We start from the raw sequence: 18,316 nt of genomic DNA, 5'->3' as shown, positions 1-18,316 counted from the left end.
CGGATGGCGATTTGAATGGCGCAGCGTGTGTGGGCTGCGACGGCGTGTCCGCGATTCTAGCGCGAAGGATGCGCCCCGCGCGCTTGGCGGACTTGATCGTGTGCAGAGTTCGCGAACAACGCGGCCCGCGCGAGGCGGGCCGTATCCCCGGATTTCAGCGTCATTCAGCGCGCTTCACGCCACACTTCAAGCGTGCATCAGTGCCCGTCAGCACACCTCAGCGTAACGGCGCGAGCACGGCTTCGACGCCGCGCCCGATGGCGAGCAGCGCGTCGTCGGCGTAAGGCGCACCGACGAGCATGAGCCCGACCGGCGCCGCGCCATGGTGGTGGCACGGCAGCGAGAGTGCGCACGCATCGAGGAAATTGAACGCACTCGGGTTGCGCAACACGAGGGCGTTGGTCTGCGCGAAGACGTCGTTGTCGGCGGCGAGCGGCGCAAGCGGCGGCGGCGCGATCGGCACGGTGGGCGCGATCACGGCGTCGAAGCGCGACCAGAGCGTCGCCTGCGCCTCTTCGAGCACGGCCGCGCGCGCGGCGATCAGGTCGAGGTAGTCGCAGGCGCGGGCCGGCTCGCCCTTCAGGATGCGGGTCAGCACGCGCGGATCGTATTCGTCGCGGTGCTGCGCGATCAGCTCGCGATGCCACGCGTAGGCTTCGATCGGCGAGAAGCCGTAGCGGTTGATCTCCGGCAGCCGGTCGAGTGCGGCGAAGCGCACTTCCGAGACGATCGCGCCCGCGGCGTCGAGGTGCCTGAGCGCGGTGTCGATTGCGTCGGCAACTTCTGGCTCGATGCCGTCGTTCACGTAGTTGGTCAGCACGCCGAGCCGCACGCCTTCGAGATGGCGCGCGGCCGGCACGTGCGGCGCGAGCCCGGCGAGGATGCGGTCGACGAGCGCGCAGCACGCGACGCTGTTGCCGATCGGGCCGAACGAGTCGAGCGTCGGCGAAAGCGGGACGGCGCCGGTCTTCGGGACGCGTGCGGCAGTCGGCTTGAAGCCCGTCAGGCCGCAGAACGCTGCCGGGATGCGGATCGAGCCGCCCGTGTCCGTGCCGAGCGCGACGGCGGCCATGCCGTCGGCCACGGAGGCCGCCGCCCCGGACGACGAGCCGCCCGCCACGCGCTCATCACCCGCCTTGCCCGCCTTGCCCGCGATGCCCCGCCGGTACGGCGAGAGCGGGGTGCCGTAGTGCGGATTCAGCCCGAGTCCCGAGAACGCGAACTCGCTCATGTTGGTCCGCCCGATCAGCACGGCGCCCGCGTGGCGCAGGCGCGCGACGGCGGCGGCGTCGGCCTGCGCGGGCGGCGCGTCGCGCAGCGCGGTGGAGCCCGCCCGCGTAACTTCGCCTTCGATGTCGAACAGATCCTTCACCGAGACAGGAATGCCCGCGAGCGGCGAGAGCACGGTGCCCGAGGCGCGCAGGCGGTCGTGCGCGTCGGCGACGGCGCGTGCGCGCGCGGCATCGACGTGCGTGAAGACGGTTGCGCCCTGGCCCGACGGGTCGGCGATGCGCGCAAGCGCGGTTTCGACGAGCGCGCGGCTCGTCGTGCGGCCGGCGCCGAGATCGGCGGCAAGCCGGGCAAGCGGGGCAAACGGGGTGAAATCGGTCGTCATGGCGTCATGAAAGAGTGAGCTGCCCAGCCCGGCAGCGGCGTGCGGACTGCGGCCAGGGGCTCGTTATTGTAGGGCCGTATTTTCACCGTAGCGTAGTTGGGATTGGCACGTCCATCGGTTAAGATTTCGTTCTTCGTCAGCAATTTGTAAGGTCTATCCCGCATGCATCAGGAAATCGGCTTCATTCAGGATCTGGCTGTCGTGATGGCGCTGGCCGGCGTCGTCACGGTGCTGTTTCATCGCCTGAAGCAGCCGGTGGTGCTCGGCTATATCGCCGCGGGCGTCATCATCGGGCCGTACACGCCGCCGTTTCCGCTCATTCACGGCGAGCAGACCATCCAGACGATGGGCGAGCTCGGCGTCGTATTCCTGATGTTTTCGCTCGGGCTCGAATTCAGCCTGAAGAAGCTCTTCCAGGTCGGCGTGACCGCGATCATCGCGGCAGTCTCCGAAATCGCGCTGATGATGTGGATCGGCTACGAGATCGGCCGCGCGTTCGGCTGGAGCGCCATGGATGCGCTCTTTCTCGGTGCGATTCTCGCCATTTCCTCGACCACGATCATTGTCAAGGCGCTCTCCGACCTCGGCCTCAAGCGCGAGAAGTTTGCGCAGCTCGTGTTCGGCATCCTGATTGTCGAGGACATTCTCGGCATCGCGATGCTTGTGCTGCTCGGCGGCCTCGCGCAGACCGGCGAACTCTCGCCCGGCATCGCGTTCATCACGCTCAGCAAGCTGCTGCTGTTTATGGTGGTGTCGCTGCTCGCGGGCATCATGGTCGTGCCGCGTCTGCTCGGCTACGTCGCGCGCGTGGGGAGCGACGAGATGCTGCTCATTTCCGTGCTGGGCTTTTGCTTCGGATTCTGCCTGCTGGTCGTGAAGCTCGATTATTCGATCGCGCTCGGTGCGTTCCTCATCGGCGCGATCATGGCCGAGTCGCGGCATCTGCATCGCATCGAGCACCTGATCGCGCCGTTGCGCGACGCTTTTTCCGCGATCTTTTTCGTGACGGTCGGGCTCATGCTCAATCCGCACGTGATGGTGGAATACGCGTGGCCGATCGCCGTGATTTCGCTGGCGGTGGTGCTCGGCAAGCTCGTCTCGTGCGGGCTCGGCACCTTCCTCGCGGGCAGCGACGGACGCACGTCGATGCGCGTGGGCATGACCGTCTCGCAGATCGGCGAGTTCTCGTTCATCATCGCGTCGCTCGGCCTCACGCTCAAGGTGACGAGCGGCTTCCTCTATCCGATTGCCGTCGCCGTCTCGGCCATCACGACGCTCACGACGCCGTACCTGATCCGCTTCGCCGATCCGCTTTCGCAAAAGCTCGCGCGCGCCATGCCGTCCGCCGTCTCGAACGTGTTCGCGCTTTACGGCCAGTGGCTGAGCAGCCTCATGCCGCGCTCGTCGGGGCCGACCTTCTTCACGCTCGTGCGGCGCATCGTGGTGCAGGTGGCCGTGAATCTCGCGCTCGTGTCGGCGATTTTCATCGGCGTGTCCTATGGCGCGTACTACGCGGCGCCGGCGTTGTCGGCGTGGCTGCCCGATGCGCACATTCAGCGCGTCGTGCTGTGGGGCGGGGCGCTGCTGATCGCGATGCCGTTTCTCGTGGCCGTGTGGCGCAAGATGCAGTCGCTCGCGCTGCTGCTGGCCGAGGTGAGCGTGAATCCCGAGCATGCGGGGCGCTTGACGCGCGCGCTGCGCCATACGATCGCCGAAATCGTGCCGGTGCTCGCGATGGTGGGCGTTTTCCTCCTCGTCGCGGGACTTTCGCGGACGATCCTGCCGCCGACCGGCTATCTGATCGGCCTGCTGGCGGGTGCGGCGGGGCTCACGATGCTGCTGTGGCGCTGGTGCGTGAAGATCCACGCGTCGATGCAGATCGCGTTGCGCGAGACGTTCGACGAGCGGCCCGACGCGTGAACGCCCGGTTTTGCCGGCGCTCCGGCGATGGCGCGCTGGTGGCCGCTGGCGGGAACTGTGCACGGGACTGGCGGCTCCAGGCGGGGCGACGCATAATCGTCCCGTGTTAATCGTTCGCGCGCCGCGCGCCTGACCCCACGTCATGAGCGACAACAACTCCGACCACTCCGAGATTCCCGACGGCGCTGGCCGTCCCCCCGATGCCGGATCGTCCGGCACCGCCCAATCCACCGCCTCAGCCGGTTCGTCCGGCGCTTCTTCCGGTTCACCATCTGCTCCGCCTTCCACATCGCCCGCAGCCCCGGCCGATGCGCCCGTGAGCGCGCCGATTACAGGATCGACGACAGGGTCGACCACAGGGCCGACCACAGGGCCGGGCGGAACAGCACGCGAGCCCGCGCTCGCGCAGCAAGAGGCGGCAGCGCACGTGCCTGAAATTCCCCTCCCGCAGACGACGGACGCAGGCAAGACCGCGCCCGCCCCAGCGGAGACTCCGCGTCCGGGCGCAGCGCCCGCGGGTTTCGGCCAGGCGCCGGACTTCGGCAAGCAGAATCCGCCGCCGCCCGGCGCGCTGCCGCCCAATCCGCCGCGCTATCTGCAGCCGAACGATTCGGCGTGGTCCGTGTTTGGCCGCATCGTCGCTGCGCGCGCGCGGCAATTGTTCGACCGCGCGGGGCAGCGCATCACGCAGCGCACGCTGCGCATCGGCGTATCGGCGCGGATCTTCCATCCGGAGCCGGGCGCGCGGGGCCTGCGCGGCAAGACGCTGCAATATCTCGAAGAGTCGATTGCGCACTGGGTTATGTCGCGCGACGTGATCGTGTTCATGATCCCGACGGTCGGCCACCAGGGCATGCTGCATCCGAGCAATATCCGCCTGCGCGATTACGCGAAGCATCTCGACGGCCTGCTGCTTCAGGGCGGCGCCGACGTCTCGCCGCAGACCTACGCGGAATCGGCGGCGCGGCCCGAGTGGCCGGGCGACCGCGTGCGCGACATGTATGAACTGGAGTTGCTGCACGAGTTCGTGGAGTCGGGCAAGCCGGTGCTGGGCGTTTGCCGCGGCTGCCAGCTGATCAACGTGGCATTCGGCGGGACGCTCTACCAGGACATCGCCACCGATGTGCCGACCGCGGGCGTGCACGTGAGCGAGCACTACGACCAGCACCGTCATGCGGTTACGTTCCCCGAGGGTTCCACGCTTTCGAGCATGTTTCCGGGGCGGCGCGAGGCGATCGTCAACTCGATCCACCATCAGGCGGTGAAAACGCTGGGCCGCGATCTGACGGTCGAGGCGGTGTCTGCCGGTGACGGCCTGATCGAAGCGGTGCGCTACCGCCGTGCGCCGTTCGTGCTCGGCGTGCAGTGGCATCCGGAATTCCATCGCGCGGGCGGGCCGGAACTGCTCGACTGCACACCGCTGCTCGATACCTTTCTGCGCTCGGCGCGCGAGACGCGTTTTTAGCGCGTTTCCAGCGCGTATCGGGTTCGATGGGCCGCGGGGAGGCCGCGTGCCCGGTTCGACCGTGTCACGCTGCCCGTGAATAAAACACGGGTTCGTGGTGTTGCGGCGGCGTGGGCGCAAGGCGCCGGTGAGCTGGCGCCGCTCGCCGGGAAGGATTCGATTGATTGGGACTGCGTGCCAGTCCTGCCGCGCGCCGAGCCTGGTTTCACGCCGCGTCGAGCGGATACACGTAGCGCAATGCGGTGATGTCGACGCCGCCCATGCGATCCGGTTCGGCGCCCGAGTATTGCCAGCCTTGCCGCTCATAGAACGCAATCGCGGGCGTATTGCCTTCGAGCACATACAGATAGAGTTGCGCTTCGCCGCGCGCGCGGGCCCAGTCCTGTGCGGCGCGCATCAGCCGCTTGCCCACGCCGATGCCCTGCCAGGCGGGCAGCGTGTGCAGATTGTCGAGCAGCACGCCCCACGGCGAGTCGGGCTGGCGTTCGACGCACACGAACCCGGCGGGCGTGATCTCGTCGACCTCGGCGATCAGCACGAGGCGGCGCTCGCCGCCGGGCGCTTCCATGCGTGCGCGCCACCAGGCCGCGCGTTCGGCGTCGACTTCATCGTCGAGGAATGCCGCAGGCAGCAGGTGACGGTAAGTGGCCTGCCAGCTGGCAGCGTGCATGGCGGCGATCAGCGGGGCGTCGGCGGTCGTGGCCGGACGCAGTGTCAACGAGGCGATGGACATGCGGTGACTGGGGACGTCGAAACGAGTGATGCGCAAGGCTGCGCGTGTGCGTCACATTGTGCATGATAAGCGCGCCCGCACAGGACGACCGCGACGACCTACGACAACCCGCCCGCGCATTGAGCGTCTGTCGACAAGACAAGAAAACGAATCGAAATAGACTGACGAAATCCATATTGAAGTGAATTGCGCTTCGCCCTCAGGGGAAACCCGGATATCTGGCGGTGTGACCGGGCAGGATGATGATTTCCCGCCGGGCGGCATCCGCGTGCGCCGCATTCCCCGGAGAAGTCCATGTTCCGCAGTCTGTCCGACCGGTCACGGCGCAGCAGACCGCCTCAAGCCTCAATAGAGAACAGAGAGCAGAGAACACCATGGCTATCGCGTCCCCCGTCGCTCCTAAAGAATCCAGATTCCGGACTGTTTTCCGCGTCACGAGCGGCAACTTTCTGGAAATGTACGACTTCATGGTCTATGGCTATTTCGCCTCGGCGATTGCCAAGACCTTTTTCCCGAGTGACAGCGCATTCGCTTCGCTGATGCTGTCGCTTTCGGTGTTCGGCGCGGGCTTTCTCGTGCGGCCGCTCGGCGCCATCGTCCTCGGCGCGTATATCGACCATCACGGCCGTCGCAAAGGCCTGATCCTCACGCTCGGCCTCATGGCGCTCGGCACGCTCGCCGTCGCGGTGGTGCCTGGCTACGCGACGATCGGCCTCGTCGCTCCGATCCTCATCCTGCTCGGACGGCTGCTGCAAGGTTTCTCCGCGGGCGTGGAGCTTGGCGGCGTTTCGGTCTATCTGTCCGAGATGGCGACCAGGGGCAACAAGGGGTTCTATGTGTCGTGGCAGTCGGGCAGCCAGCAGGTGGCCGTCGTGTTCGCGGCGCTGCTCGGCGTGGTGCTGCACCGTGTTCTGCCCGTCGAAGAAATGACCGCGTGGGGCTGGCGCGTGCCGTTCATCATCGGCTGCCTGATCGTGCCGTTCCTCTTCATCATCCGCCGCTCGCTGCAGGAAACCGAAGAGTTCGCGAAGAAGAAGCATCGTCCGTCGACCGGCGAGATCATGACCTCCATGCTGCAGAACTGGGGCATCGTGCTCGGCGGCATGGGCATGGTCATCATGACGACCGTGTCGTTCTACATGATCACGGCCTATACGCCGACGTTCGGCAGGGAAGTGCTCAAGCTGAGCGATATCGATACGCTCATCGTCACGGTCTGCATCGGTCTGTCGAACCTGTTCTGGCTGCCGGTGTCCGGTGCCGTGTCGGATCGCATCGGCCGTCGTCCGGTGCTGATCACCTTCACCGTCCTCACGATCCTCACGGCGTACCCGGCCGTGCAGTGGCTAGTCGCCGAGCCGTCGTTCGGCCGTCTGCTGAGCGTCGAGTTGTGGCTGTCGTTCCTTTACGGCTGCTATAACGGCGCGATGGTCGTGGCGCTCACCGAGGTCATGCCCGCCGACGTGCGTACAGCAGGCTTCTCGCTTGCCTACAGCCTGGCGACGACGATCGGCGGTTTCACGCCCGCCATTTCGACGTATCTGATTCACGTGAGCGGCAACAAGGCGGCGCCGGGCGCGTGGATGGGCGTTGCCGCTATTTGCGGCCTGATCGCGACGCTCGTGCTCTATCGCACCGAAGCCGCGCGCAATCAGTACAAGACGGCTTGATGCGCTTCGTGCGCAATCGCGCGCGCCGCTGCCGCTGCAATACGAAATGCCTCGCAGGTTACGACGTACCTTGCGAGGCATTTTTTGTGCGTGCAACGCGGGCCTAAGGACGCGCAGTGCTCACGAATCGCGCAAATCGTTCGCGACAGCAACGACCACTTCCGTCCACGCGCCCGGCCGCGGCTGGCGCACGAGCCGCGCGCGCGGATACCACGGACTTTCGTCCGTGCCGGTGAACCAGCGCCAGTCGGCCGCGAACGGCAGCATGAGCCAGAGCTTCGCGCCGAGTGCGCCCGCGAGGTGCGCAATCGACGTATCGACCGACACCACCGCATCGAGGCGTTCAATTACGGCGGCCGTGTCGGCGAAATCGGCGATCTTGCTGTCGAGGCGGTGAATCGAGCGCGCGCACGGATGCGCGTCGAGCGCGGCGCGTTCCGCGTCGCTCAGTTGCGGCTGAAGCACGATCCAGTCGATGCCTTCGAGTGCGAAAAGCGGTTCGAGCGCATGGAGCGGCAGCGAACGATTTTCATGCTTCTGGATCCGCCCCGACCACGCGATGCCGATCTTGCGCTTCGCCTGGCCGCCAAGCGATCCGCGCCATTTGCGCAGATACGGCGCGGGCGCCGACAGGTAGGGCGTGCGTGCGGGCAAGTCGTTGAAGGTCGTGCCGAGCGCGAGCGGCAGCGAGAGCAGCGGGCAGTGCAGGTCGGCGGCGGGGCGCGGCGCGCCCTGGGCGATCAGCGTGATCTGCGCGGCTTTGGCGGCGGGCGCGATGAGCGGGACCAGTTGCGGCTGTACTTCCAGCACGACGCGCGCACCGCGCGCGGCGACGAGCGGCACGAAACGCACGAACTGCAGCGTGTCGCCGAAGCCCTGTTCGGCTTCGACGAACAGCGTGCGGCCGTCGAGCGGTTCGCCGCGCCAGCGCGGCAACGCCATGGGCGGCGCAACGTGCGCCGGGGGCGCATCGAATTGCGCCGGTTCGCACGCGGACGGATCGAGACGCCATTCGTACTCGGGCAAGCCGCGCCGGAAGTCGCCGGTCGTGAGCCACGCAATCGCGCGATTCAGATGCGCCGCCGCGAGTTCGGGGCGCACGCGCAGGGCTTCGTCGAATGCGCGCACGGCGGCTTCATGATTGCCGAGCGCGTGGTGCGTCGTGCCGAGCGCGAGCCATGCAAGCGCGAATTTCGGATCGATGCCGACCGTGCGTTCGAGCGGCACGACCGCTTCGTCGTGCCGGCCCAGCGCTGCAAGCGCATTGCCGAGGCCAAACAGTGCGGGCGCGAAACGCGGCTGCAGCGCGAGCGCGGCCTCGAACGAGGCGACCGCTTCATGGTGCTGGCCGGTGGCGTCGAGCGTATTCGCGAGGTTGAAGTGCGCGGCGACGAAACGCGGCTGCGCCGCGAGGGCCGCGCGGAACTGCACGAGTGCGTCCGCCGTGTCTCCGAGCGCGTTCAGCGACATCCCGAGGTTGTTGTGCGCGCCCGCATGCCCCGGACGGATCTTCAGCGTGCGGTGGAACGCGTCGATCGCTTCGTCGTAGCGGCCGAGCGCGTGAAATGCGTTGCCGAGGTTGTTGTGCGCGGACGCATCGCCCGGCTGCAGGCGCACCGCGTGGCCGAACGAGAACATCGCGTCCTCGTGACGACCGAGTGCGGCATAGGCATTACCGAGGTTGTAGTGCGCGAGCGGGAAGGTGGGCGCGAGCGTGAGGGCGTTGCGAAAACGTTCGATCGCACCCTCGATTTCGCCGAGCGCCTTCAGCGCGTTGCCGAGGTTCAGCTGGAGTGCGGCGTCGTCCGGGCGCAGATCGACCGCACGCCGGACGAGATCCGCGGCTTCCGCGTGCTGCCCCCGCTGGTGCCGCAGCACGCCGAGCAGGTGCAGCGCATCGACGTGCACGGGATCGGCGGCGAGCGTCGCGCGATAGCCGCGCTCGGCGTCGTCCAGTCGGCCGTCGCGATGCGCGGCGTACGCGCGGACAAAATCCTGTTCCATGGCCGAAAAGGCAAAACCCGAAAAGCTCCAAAGGGCGCATTTTCCCATACTCGGGAGAGCGTCCCGACGCTTGACGGTAAAATCGCGTTGATATAACGTGTGAACACATATTCACATGTTTAGGCGGAATGCATGACCCCGTTTTACGACGATGAACGCGTGGCGCCGCTTGCGGACCTCTTTCGTCTGCTTGGCGACCCCACGCGTTTGCGCATCGTGCTCGCGTGCGCGCACGACCGGCTCGCGGTAGGTGCGATCGCGGAAGCCCTCGGGCTTTCGCCGTCGCTCGTGAGCCATCATTTGCGGCTGCTGCGCGCGGCGCGCATCGTGCGGGCCGAACGTGAGGGCAAGCAGGTGTTTTATGCCGCCGCCGACGCGCACATCAGCGCGATGCTCGCGGGCATGCTCGAGCACGTTGCGGAGCCGGTCGCGGACTGGCAGGAGCACGCGTGATGAGCGGGGAGCGCAAGCAGCAGGGCGTGGCCGAGGAGCGCGAGGACGAGCACGCGCCCGTGTGGTTCGACCACGACAAGGCGGGCGAGACCGCCCATCGCACCGGTCAGCATGGGCACGCGCATGAAGCTGAGCACGCGCATGAAGCGGGCCACCCGCATGACCATGACCACGACCACGACCAGCATCACGATCACAATGAGAATCACGACAGCGATCACGACAGCGATCACGGGCACGACCACGCGCACGACCACGCGCACGACCACGCGCACGGCCACGGCCACCATCACCACCACACGCCCGCAGTAGGCCACGGCCGCGCCTTCGCGCTGGCCGTCGTGCTGAACGTCGTGATCGTCGTCGTGCAGGCGATTTACGGCGTCATCGCCCATTCGACTGCGCTTCTCGCCGACGCCGGCCACAATCTCTCCGATGTCCTCGGCCTGCTGCTCGCCTGGGGCGCCGCGTGGCTCGCCACGCGCCGGCCATCCGCACGCTACACGTTCGGCTTCGGCAGCTCGTCGATACTCGCTTCGCTCGCGAACGCCGCGCTCCTGCTGGTCGCGTGCGGCGCGATCATCATGGAGGCCGTCGACCGGCTCATCTCGCCCGCACCCGTGGCGGGCTTCGACGTGTTCGTCGTCGCGACCATCGGCATGGTCGTCAACGGTTTCTCCGCCTGGCTCTTCATGCGCGGCCAGAAGGAGGATCTGAACATCCGCGGCGCGTTCCTGCACATGGCCGCCGATGCGGGCGTGTCGGCGGCCGTTGCCGTCAGCGGGCTCGTGATCCTCGCCACCGGCATGACCTGGATCGACCCGGTCATGAGCATCCTGGTCGTGCTCGTGATCCTCTATGGCACATGGGGCCTCTTGCGCGAGTCGGTCCGGCTCGCGCTCGCAGCAGTGCCCCAGGGCGTCGACATGGAGCGCATCCATGCCTTCCTCGCGGCGCAGGACGGCGTGACGGACGTCCACGATCTGCACGTCTGGGCGCTCTCGACCACGGGCAACGCGCTGAGCGCGCACCTCGTGATGCCCGCGGGCCATCCGGGCGACGACGTGCTCGACGGCATCGTCCATGCGCTCGGCAAGCACTACCGCATGAAGCACGTGACGCTGCAGGTCGATATGGGCACGTCCGGACACCGCTGCGCGCTCGACCACCCGCCCCATCCGCATTGATCCGCCCTGATCCGCACTGATCAGGGCTATCCCGCCCATTGATGCGCCGCAAGCATGGGCGCGCGGATGGCGGGCGTACACTACGGTTCATGTCGACCGCATGGAGGTCTGCATGACCGTGGCTTCTTCCTTGCCGCCCGTGCTCATCGTCGGCGCGGGGCCTACGGGTCTCGCCGCTGCGATGAGTCTCGCCCGCGCGCGCATTCCGGTCCGCCTGATCGATCGCGCGCCTGAGCCAGGACGTCACTCTCGCGCCATCGGCATTCAGGCGCGCACACTCGAACTCTTCGAACAGCACCGCATCGTCGAGCCGTTTCTCGAACTCGGCCATCGCGCCCACGTCGCGAACCTCTATTCGAACGGCTTGCGCCGCGCGCGGCTCGATTTCGATCCGCTCCTCACGCGTTATCCGTACTTGCTGTTTCTGGACCAGGCCGTCACCGAGCGCATTCTCACCGATCATCTCGCGACTCTCGGCGTCGAGGTCGAGCGTGGCAGCGAATTGCTGACGTTCACGCAGGGTTCGGCGGGCGTGAATGCCGAAGTGCGGCGTGCGAACGGGCGCAACGAGTCGATACGCAGTGCCTATCTGATTGCCGCGGACGGCGCGCACAGCACGATACGGCACAAGCTCGCGATGAAGTTCGACGGCGAGACGTTCGCGCAGTCGTTCCTGCTTGCCGATGTCGCCGCAGAGACGCCCTGGCCCGACGACGAATTCCATGTGTTCGCATCCGGTGACGGCCTGGCGGCGCTGTTTCCTTTTGGCAAAGGCCGCTGGCGTCTGATCGCCGATTGCAAGGCCGCGGTGCCTGCCGCTCCCGAAGGCGCGATTCCGGTGCCGACGCTCGAAGAATGCCGCGCGATCGTCGAGCGGCGCGTGCATCATCCCGTCTCGCTCGCGGACATGAACTGGGCGTCGTATTTCAGCGTGAACAGCCGCATGGTGCGCGAGCTGCGCATGGAGCGTGTGTTCTTCGCGGGCGATGCGGCGCACGTGCACAGCCCGGCCGGCGCGCAGGGCATGAATACGGGCATTCAGGAAGCGTTCAATCTCGGCTGGAAGCTCGCACGCGTGCTCGCGGGCGGCGCGCCCGAGCGCCTGCTCGACACCTATCACGCCGAACGCTATCCGATCGAGCGCATCGTGCTGCAGCAGACGAGCTTCATGATGCAGCTCGCGGAAGCGGACCATGGTCCGATGAAGCTGCTGCGCGAGCGCGTGATGCCGGCGCTCGTCGCGCTCGGCCCGTTGCGCGATGCCGCGCGCCAGGCCGTGAGTGAACTGTCGATTCAGTACCGGCGCAGCCCGCTCACGCTCGAACACATGGTGGACGGCGGCCCGCGCGCGGGCGAACGCGCACCCGATGCGCTTGCGCGCGTGATCGACGGACCGCTCGGGAAGGCGCCCGGCAAAGGGCGCATTTTCGACCTGCACGACCCGGCGAGCTTCTCGCTGTTTTTGCTCGTGGAGGAGGGCGGGGCGAACGGTGCGACGCAGAACGGCAGCGCCGCGCGTGCGACCGAGGCGCTGAAGAACTTCGTGGAGGCAATCGAGCGGATCCTGCCGCAGGCGCTGCGCGTATGGTGGCTCTGCGATGCGCCGAACGGCGATACGACGCCGGAAGGCGAGGGCGCGCCGTCGCTCGCCGAGTCGTACGGGCGCACGCGCCCCGCGTTCTATCTCGTGCGCCCGGATGGATATCTGTGCGCGCGCGGGCGGCCGTCGTCCGATACCAATGGCGTGCTGCGCCTGTGCGAGACCTGGTTCGCGGCGAACGGCGTCCAGCCGGTAAGCGTCGAGCGGGAGTGAGCGCTGCACCGCAGCGCAGGAACCGCAGCACAACACCAACCGCAGCACAACACCAATAGCAAATGGCGCGCACGGCAAACTGCCCGTGCGCGCCACTCATCGTCATGCTTTCGGCAGTTCAGCCGCGCGTGTTTTCAGCCCGCGCTTTAGCCCACTGCAGCGGGTGTCAGCGATTCGCGATACTTCGTCAACGCGACGAACACGATCTCCGTGAGCCCGGCTGCCTCCGCGCCGCCGTCGAGTTCGGCGAGCAGCACCCGGCGCATGCGCGGTTCCCAGAAGCGGCGGATGTGCTCCGCAATGCCTTTGAGCGCCTCCTCGCGATCGGGCAGCGAGTCGAAGAACATGCCGATCTGGTTGGCCATATCAACAAGAAGGTCTGCTTTCATCGCTTCATTTTCCAGAGGTCGTAACAGTATTGCTTTCGCGCGAGCGGTGCAGTTCGAGCTGCTCGGCGTTGAAGCGCGCGTACGCGCGCTGCCACTCCGACGGCTGCTGCACGTGGCTCACCTGCACCGCGGTCACCTTGTACTCGGGGCAGTTGGTGGCCCAGTCGGACGACTCGGTCGTGATGACGTTCGCGCCCGATTCGGGGAAGTGGAACGTCGTGTAGACCACGCCCGGCTGCATGCGCGTACTGACCTTCGCACGCTGCACGGTGTGCCCCGCGCGCGATTCGATGCCGACCCAGTCGCCGTCGCGAATGCCGCGATCTTCGGCGTCGACCGGATGGATTTCGAGCCGGTCCTCTTCGTGCCAGCGCGAGTTGTCGGTGCGCCGTGTCTGCGCGCCCACGTTGTACTGCGAGAGGATGCGGCCCGTGGTGAGCAGCAGCGGATAGCGCCGCGTGACCTTCTCCGGCGTCGCGATGAACTTCGTGATCACGAACTTGCCCTTGCCGCGCACGAATTCGTCGACGTGCATGATCGGCGTGCCGTCGGGTGCGGCTTCGTTGCACGGCCACTGGATGCTGCCGAGTTCCTCGAGCCGCGCGTACGAGACGCCGTGGAACGTCGGCGTGAGGCGCGCGATCTCGTCCATGATCTGCGACGGATGCGTGTAGTTCATCTCGTAGCCGAGCGCGCGCGAGAGCAGGATCGTGACTTCCCAGTCGGCGTAACCGCCGAGCGGCGGCATCACCTTGCGCACGCGCGAGATGCGGCGTTCGGCGTTGGTGAACGTGCCGTCCTTTTCGAGGAACGACGAACCGGGCAGCAGGACGTGCGCATACTTGGCCGTCTCGTTCAGGAAGATGTCCTGCACGACGATGCATTCCATCGACGACAGCGCGGCCGTGACATGCTGCGTATTCGGGTCCGACTGGACGATGTCCTCGCCCTGGCAGTAAAGGCCCATGAAGGTGCCGTCGAGCGCCGCTTCGAACATGTTCGGCAGGCGCAGCCCCGGCTCGGCCTGCAGCGCGACGTTCCATGCGTCCTCGAAGAGGCTGCGCGTGGCGACGTCGCCCACATGGCGATAGCCCGGCAGTTCGTGCGGGAACGAACCCATGTCGCACGAGCCCTGCACGTTGTTCTGGCCGCGCAGCGGATTCACGCCCACGCCTTCGCGACCGATGTTGCCGGTCACCATCGCGAGGTTCGCGATGCCCATCACCATCGTCGAGCCTTGCGCGTGTTCCGTGACGCCGAGGCCGTAATAGATCGCGGCGTTACCGCCTTTTGCGTACAGACGCGCCGCTTCGCGCACGCTTTTCGCGGGCACGCCGGTAAGCGCTTCGGTCGCCTCCGGCGCGTTTTCGGGCAGCGTGACGAAATCGCGCCATTGCTCGAAGGCGGGCGTTTCGCAACGCTCGGCGACAAACGCTTCGTTGACGAGCCCCTCGGTGACGATCACGTGCGCGAGTGCGTTGACGATGGCGACGTTGGTGCCCGGGCGCAGTTGCAGGTGATGCGTGGCCTTGACGTGCGGGGTATCGACGATGTCGATGCGGCGCGGATCCACGACGATCAGTTTGGCGCCCTCGCGCACGCGGCGCTTCAGGCGCGAGCCGAATACCGGATGGCCGTCGGTCGGATTCGCACCGATCACCACGATGACGTCGGAGTGGTCGATGGACGCGAACGTCTGCGTGCCGGCCGATTCGCCGATCGTCGTTTTCAGGCCGTAGCCGGTCGGCGAGTGGCACACGCGCGCACAGGTATCGACGTTGTTGTTGCCGAACGCGGCGCGCACGAGCTTCTGCACGAGATAGGTTTCCTCGTTCGTGCAGCGCGATGACGTAATGCCGCCGATCGAGTCGCGGCCGTACTTGTCCTGAATGCGGCGGAACTCGCTCGCGGCGTACTGGATCGCTTCGTCCCAGCTCACTTCGCGCCACGGATCGGTGATCTTCGCGCGAATCATCGGCTTCTTGATGCGGTCCTTGTGCGTCGCGTAGCCCCACGCGAAGCGGCCCTTCACGCACGCGTGCCCTTCGTTCGCCTGGCCGTTCCTGTGCGGCACCATGCGCACGACCTGGTTGCCCTTCATCTCGGCCTTGAACGCGCAGCCCACGCCGCAATAGGCGCAGGTCGTGATGACCGAGTGCTCGGGCTGGCCGAGCATCACGACGGTCTTTTCCTGCAGCGTCGCGGTCGGGCAGGCGGCCACGCACGCACCGCACGACACGCATTCCGAATCCATGAACGGCTCGCTCATGCCCGCCGCGACGCGCGAATCGAAGCCGCGGCCCGAGATCGTCAGCGCGAACGTGCCCTGCGTTTCCTCGCATGCGCGCACGCAGCGGTTGCAGACGATGCACTTCGACGGATCGTAGGTGAAGTACGGATTCGACTCGTCCTTCTTGTCCTTGAGGTGGTTGACGCCGTCGAAGCCGTAGCGCACTTCGCGCAGGCCCGTCACGCCGGCCATGTCCTGCAGTTCGCAGTCGCCGTTGGCGGGGCAGGTGAGACAGTCGAGCGGGTGATCGGAGATATACAGCTCCATCACGTTGCGGCGCAGATCCTGGAGGCGATCGCTTTGCGTGCGCACTTTCATGCCCGCTTCGACGGGCGTCGTGCACGAAGCCGGATAGCCGCGCCGCCCCTCGATCTCGACGAGACACAGACGGCACGAGCCGAAGGGTTCGAGCGTATCGGTGGCGCAGAGCTTCGGCACATTCACGCCTGCCTCGACGGCGGCGCGCATGACGGACGTGCCCGCGGGCACCGTCACGCACTGGCCGTCGATTTCGAGCGTCACGTCGATGTCGGAATGACGCTCGGGCGTGCCGTAATCGGTGTCGTCGAACGGCGGGCGTTGTTTCATCGCCTGAGATTTGCAGCTGCAATTGCCGGAGCCGCAGCCGGCGTTGGATTTGAGCGCGTCGGACATGGAGTGGCTCCTCGTTCAGGCAGTCGCCGCGCGAGCGGACGGCTGGACAGGTTCGAGACCGAAATCTTCGGGAAAGTGGTTCAGTGCCGAGAGCACCGGGTAAGGCGTCATGCCGCCCATCGCGCAGAGCGAGCCGCAGACCATCGTGTCGCACAGATCGCGCAGCAGCGTGACCTGTTTTTCCGAGGTGTCGCCGTTGCGGATCTTCGCGATCACTTCGACGCCGCGCGTCGAGCCGATGCGGCACGGCGTGCACTTGCCGCACGATTCGATCGCGCAGAACTCCATCGCGTATTGCGCGAGTTCGGCGAGACTGGACGTGTCGTCGTGAACGACGAGCCCGCCATGGCCCACCACGGCGCCGACTGCGGCATACGCTTCGTAGTCGAGCGGAATGTCCCACTGGCTTTCGGGCAGATAGGTGCCGAGCGGGCCGCCCACCTGGACGGCGCGTGCGGGGCGTCCGCTCGCGGTGCCGCCGCCGTAGTCGTACATGAGTTCGCGCAGCGTCACGCCGAACGCGAGCTCGACGAGCCCGCCGCGCGCGATGTTGCCCGCGAGCTGGAACGGCAGCGTGCCGCGCGAGCGGCCCATGCCGAAGTCCTTGTAGTACGAGGCGCCCTTCGCGAAGATGATCGGCACCGTGGCGAGGGTGATGACGTTGTTGATGACGGTCGGCTTGCCGTAGAGACCGGCGAGCGCGGGCAACGGCGGCTTCGCGCGCACGATGCCGCGCTTGCCTTCGAGCGATTCGAGCAGCGCCGTTTCCTCGCCGCACACGTACGCGCCCGCGCCCTTCGCGACGAAGAGATCGAACTGCCTGCCGCTGCCGAGCACGTCGTCGCCGAGCCATCCCGCTGCGCGCGCGCGGCGGATCGCGGCTTCGAGCGCCGCAATCGAATGCGGGTACTCGCTGCGCACGTAGATATAGCCGACGGTTGCGCCGACCGCGATGCCCGCGATCGTCATGCCCTCGATCAGCACGTACGGATCGCTTTCCATGATGAGGCGGTCGGAGAACGTGCCCGAGTCGCCTTCGTCGGCGTTGCAGACGATGTACTTCTGGTCGGCTTGCGCGGTCGCGACCGTGCGCCACTTGATGCCGGCGGGGAACGCCGCGCCGCCGCGGCCGCGCAGGCCGGAGTGGATCAGCGCCTCGCAGGCTGCGGCGCCGGTCATCGCGAGCGCGTTGCGCAGCCCGTCGAGGCCGCCGTGCGCGAGGTAATCGGCGGTGGACAGCGGGTCGGTGATGCCGATGCGCGCGAACGTGAGCCGCTGCTGCTTGCGCAGATACGGAATCTGTTCGACGAGCCCGACGCTGCGCGCGTGCGGCGCACCTTCCACGAAACCAGCGTCGAAGAGACTGGCGATGTCTTCGGGCTCGACGTTGGCATAGCCGACGCGGCCTTCGGCCGTCTCCACTTCGACGAGCGGTTCGAGATAGAGCAGGCCGCGCGAGCCGTTGCGTACGACTTCGATGTCGATGCTGCGCGCGGCGGCTTCGGTGGTGATGGCACGCGCGATGGCGTCGGCGCCGAGCGCGAGCGCCGACGAGTCGCGGGGAACGTAGATGCGCGTCATGCCGCCTCCTCGGTGCTGTCGTTGTCGTCACTTCGGGCCACGGCGGCGGCGAGCAGTGCGTCGAACTTCTGCGGCGTCACTTTCGCGTGCAGCGTGCCGTTGATCGTCATGGCAGGCGAGAGGGCGCACTGGCCGAGGCAATAGACCGATTCCAGCGCGAGCGGCCCGGATGCTTCCTGAGCGTGCTCGTGATCGTGGCCATGCTGTTGCGAGAAACAGCATCCCGTGTGCGATTCGATGTGCTGCGCGAGCGCCTCGCTGCCCATGCTGCGGCACGACTCGGCGCGACAGAGCTGGACGGTCACGGCCGCTGGCGGCGTAGTGCGGAAGTGGTGGTAGTAGCTGAGCACGCCGTGCACTTCCGCGCGCGAGAGGTTTAGCGCCTTCGCAAGCGGCACAACGGTTTCAGGCGGCACGAAGCCGGTTTCGTCTTGAATCGCGTGCAGGATCGCGAGCAGCGTGCGTCCTGGTTGCGCGTGCCGGTGCACGAGATCATCCGGTGCGTTCACTGTCGAGTTGTCCAAAGCGGGGATCCTCCTGGG

The 18,316-nt window shown here is 66.9% G+C and carries 13 protein-coding genes; 6 read left to right on the top strand and 7 right to left on the bottom strand.

Going from position 1 to position 18,316, the window contains the following annotated elements; translation table 11 throughout:
• Positions 1–217: 217 nt before the first annotated feature.
• Positions 218–1,615 (bottom strand): amidase, encoded by a 1,398-nt coding sequence (locus Q0L30_RS05955; protein ID WP_296652524.1) that lies wholly within the window; start codon positions 1,613–1,615, stop codon positions 218–220.
• 162 nt (positions 1,616–1,777) lie between these two features.
• Here Q0L30_RS05955 and Q0L30_RS05950 point away from each other — a divergent pair, with 162 nt between their 5' ends.
• Together Q0L30_RS05950 and Q0L30_RS05945 are read left to right on the top strand one after the other, a co-directional pair.
• The gene (locus Q0L30_RS05950) at positions 1,778–3,535 is read left to right on the top strand and encodes a cation:proton antiporter (RefSeq protein ID WP_296652522.1); all 1,758 of its coding nucleotides are present in this window, start codon (positions 1,778–1,780) and stop codon (positions 3,533–3,535) included.
• A 142-nt stretch (positions 3,536–3,677) separates the two neighbouring features.
• On the top strand, positions 3,678–5,000 hold the full coding sequence (locus tag Q0L30_RS05945) for a gamma-glutamyl-gamma-aminobutyrate hydrolase family protein (RefSeq protein WP_296652516.1): 1,323 nt from the start codon (positions 3,678–3,680) through the stop codon (positions 4,998–5,000).
• A gap of 205 nt (positions 5,001–5,205) precedes the next feature.
• On the opposite strand, the gene Q0L30_RS05940 is transcribed toward Q0L30_RS05945, so the two are convergent.
• Complete coding sequence (locus tag Q0L30_RS05940) at positions 5,206–5,733, bottom strand: GNAT family N-acetyltransferase (RefSeq protein ID WP_296652513.1); 528 nt, start codon at positions 5,731–5,733, stop codon at positions 5,206–5,208.
• A 374-nt stretch (positions 5,734–6,107) separates the two neighbouring features.
• Here Q0L30_RS05940 and Q0L30_RS05935 point away from each other — a divergent pair, with 374 nt between their 5' ends.
• A complete protein-coding gene (locus Q0L30_RS05935) occupies positions 6,108–7,403 on the top strand; it encodes an MFS transporter (protein ID WP_296652510.1) in 1,296 nt (431 codons plus the stop codon).
• A gap of 120 nt (positions 7,404–7,523) precedes the next feature.
• On the opposite strand, the gene Q0L30_RS05930 is transcribed toward Q0L30_RS05935, so the two are convergent.
• A complete protein-coding gene (locus tag Q0L30_RS05930) occupies positions 7,524–9,407 on the bottom strand; it encodes a tetratricopeptide repeat protein (protein ID WP_296652505.1) in 1,884 nt (627 codons plus the stop codon).
• 132 nt (positions 9,408–9,539) lie between these two features.
• Between Q0L30_RS05930 and Q0L30_RS05925 the strand changes: the two genes are divergently transcribed.
• The 3 genes from Q0L30_RS05925 to Q0L30_RS05915 all read left to right on the top strand — a co-directional run bounded on the left by Q0L30_RS05925 (position 9,540) and on the right by Q0L30_RS05915 (position 12,860).
• A complete protein-coding gene (locus tag Q0L30_RS05925) occupies positions 9,540–9,860 on the top strand; it encodes a helix-turn-helix transcriptional regulator (protein WP_296652502.1) in 321 nt (106 codons plus the stop codon).
• Entirely contained in the window at positions 9,860–11,047 is a 1,188-nt protein-coding gene (locus Q0L30_RS05920) for a cation diffusion facilitator family transporter (protein ID WP_296652499.1), read from the top strand. The genes Q0L30_RS05925 and Q0L30_RS05920 overlap by 1 nt, the downstream gene beginning before the upstream one ends.
• A gap of 112 nt (positions 11,048–11,159) precedes the next feature.
• Entirely contained in the window at positions 11,160–12,860 is a 1,701-nt protein-coding gene (locus tag Q0L30_RS05915) for an FAD-dependent monooxygenase (protein WP_296652497.1), read from the top strand.
• A 146-nt stretch (positions 12,861–13,006) separates the two neighbouring features.
• On the opposite strand, the gene Q0L30_RS05910 is transcribed toward Q0L30_RS05915, so the two are convergent.
• The 4 genes from Q0L30_RS05910 to Q0L30_RS05895 are packed head-to-tail and all read right to left on the bottom strand — an operon-like array spanning position 13,007 to position 18,298.
• Complete coding sequence (locus Q0L30_RS05910; protein WP_296652495.1) at positions 13,007–13,249, bottom strand: formate dehydrogenase subunit delta; 243 nt, start codon at positions 13,247–13,249, stop codon at positions 13,007–13,009.
• Between the two features lie 4 nt (positions 13,250–13,253).
• Positions 13,254–16,193 (bottom strand): formate dehydrogenase subunit alpha, encoded by a 2,940-nt coding sequence (gene fdhF / locus Q0L30_RS05905; RefSeq protein WP_296652493.1) that lies wholly within the window; start codon positions 16,191–16,193, stop codon positions 13,254–13,256.
• A 15-nt stretch (positions 16,194–16,208) separates the two neighbouring features.
• Entirely contained in the window at positions 16,209–17,774 is a 1,566-nt protein-coding gene (locus Q0L30_RS05900; RefSeq protein WP_296652491.1) for an NADH-quinone oxidoreductase subunit NuoF, read from the bottom strand.
• A complete protein-coding gene (locus Q0L30_RS05895) occupies positions 17,771–18,298 on the bottom strand; it encodes an NAD(P)H-dependent oxidoreductase subunit E (RefSeq protein WP_296652489.1) in 528 nt (175 codons plus the stop codon). The genes Q0L30_RS05900 and Q0L30_RS05895 overlap by 4 nt, the downstream gene beginning before the upstream one ends.
• Positions 18,299–18,316 lie beyond the last annotated feature (18 nt).

It is taken from the genome of Paraburkholderia sp. (assembly GCF_024281035.1).
Lineage (GTDB): Bacteria > Pseudomonadota > Gammaproteobacteria > Burkholderiales > Burkholderiaceae > Paraburkholderia.
This window is presented reverse-complemented; position numbering and strand designations above follow the sequence as displayed.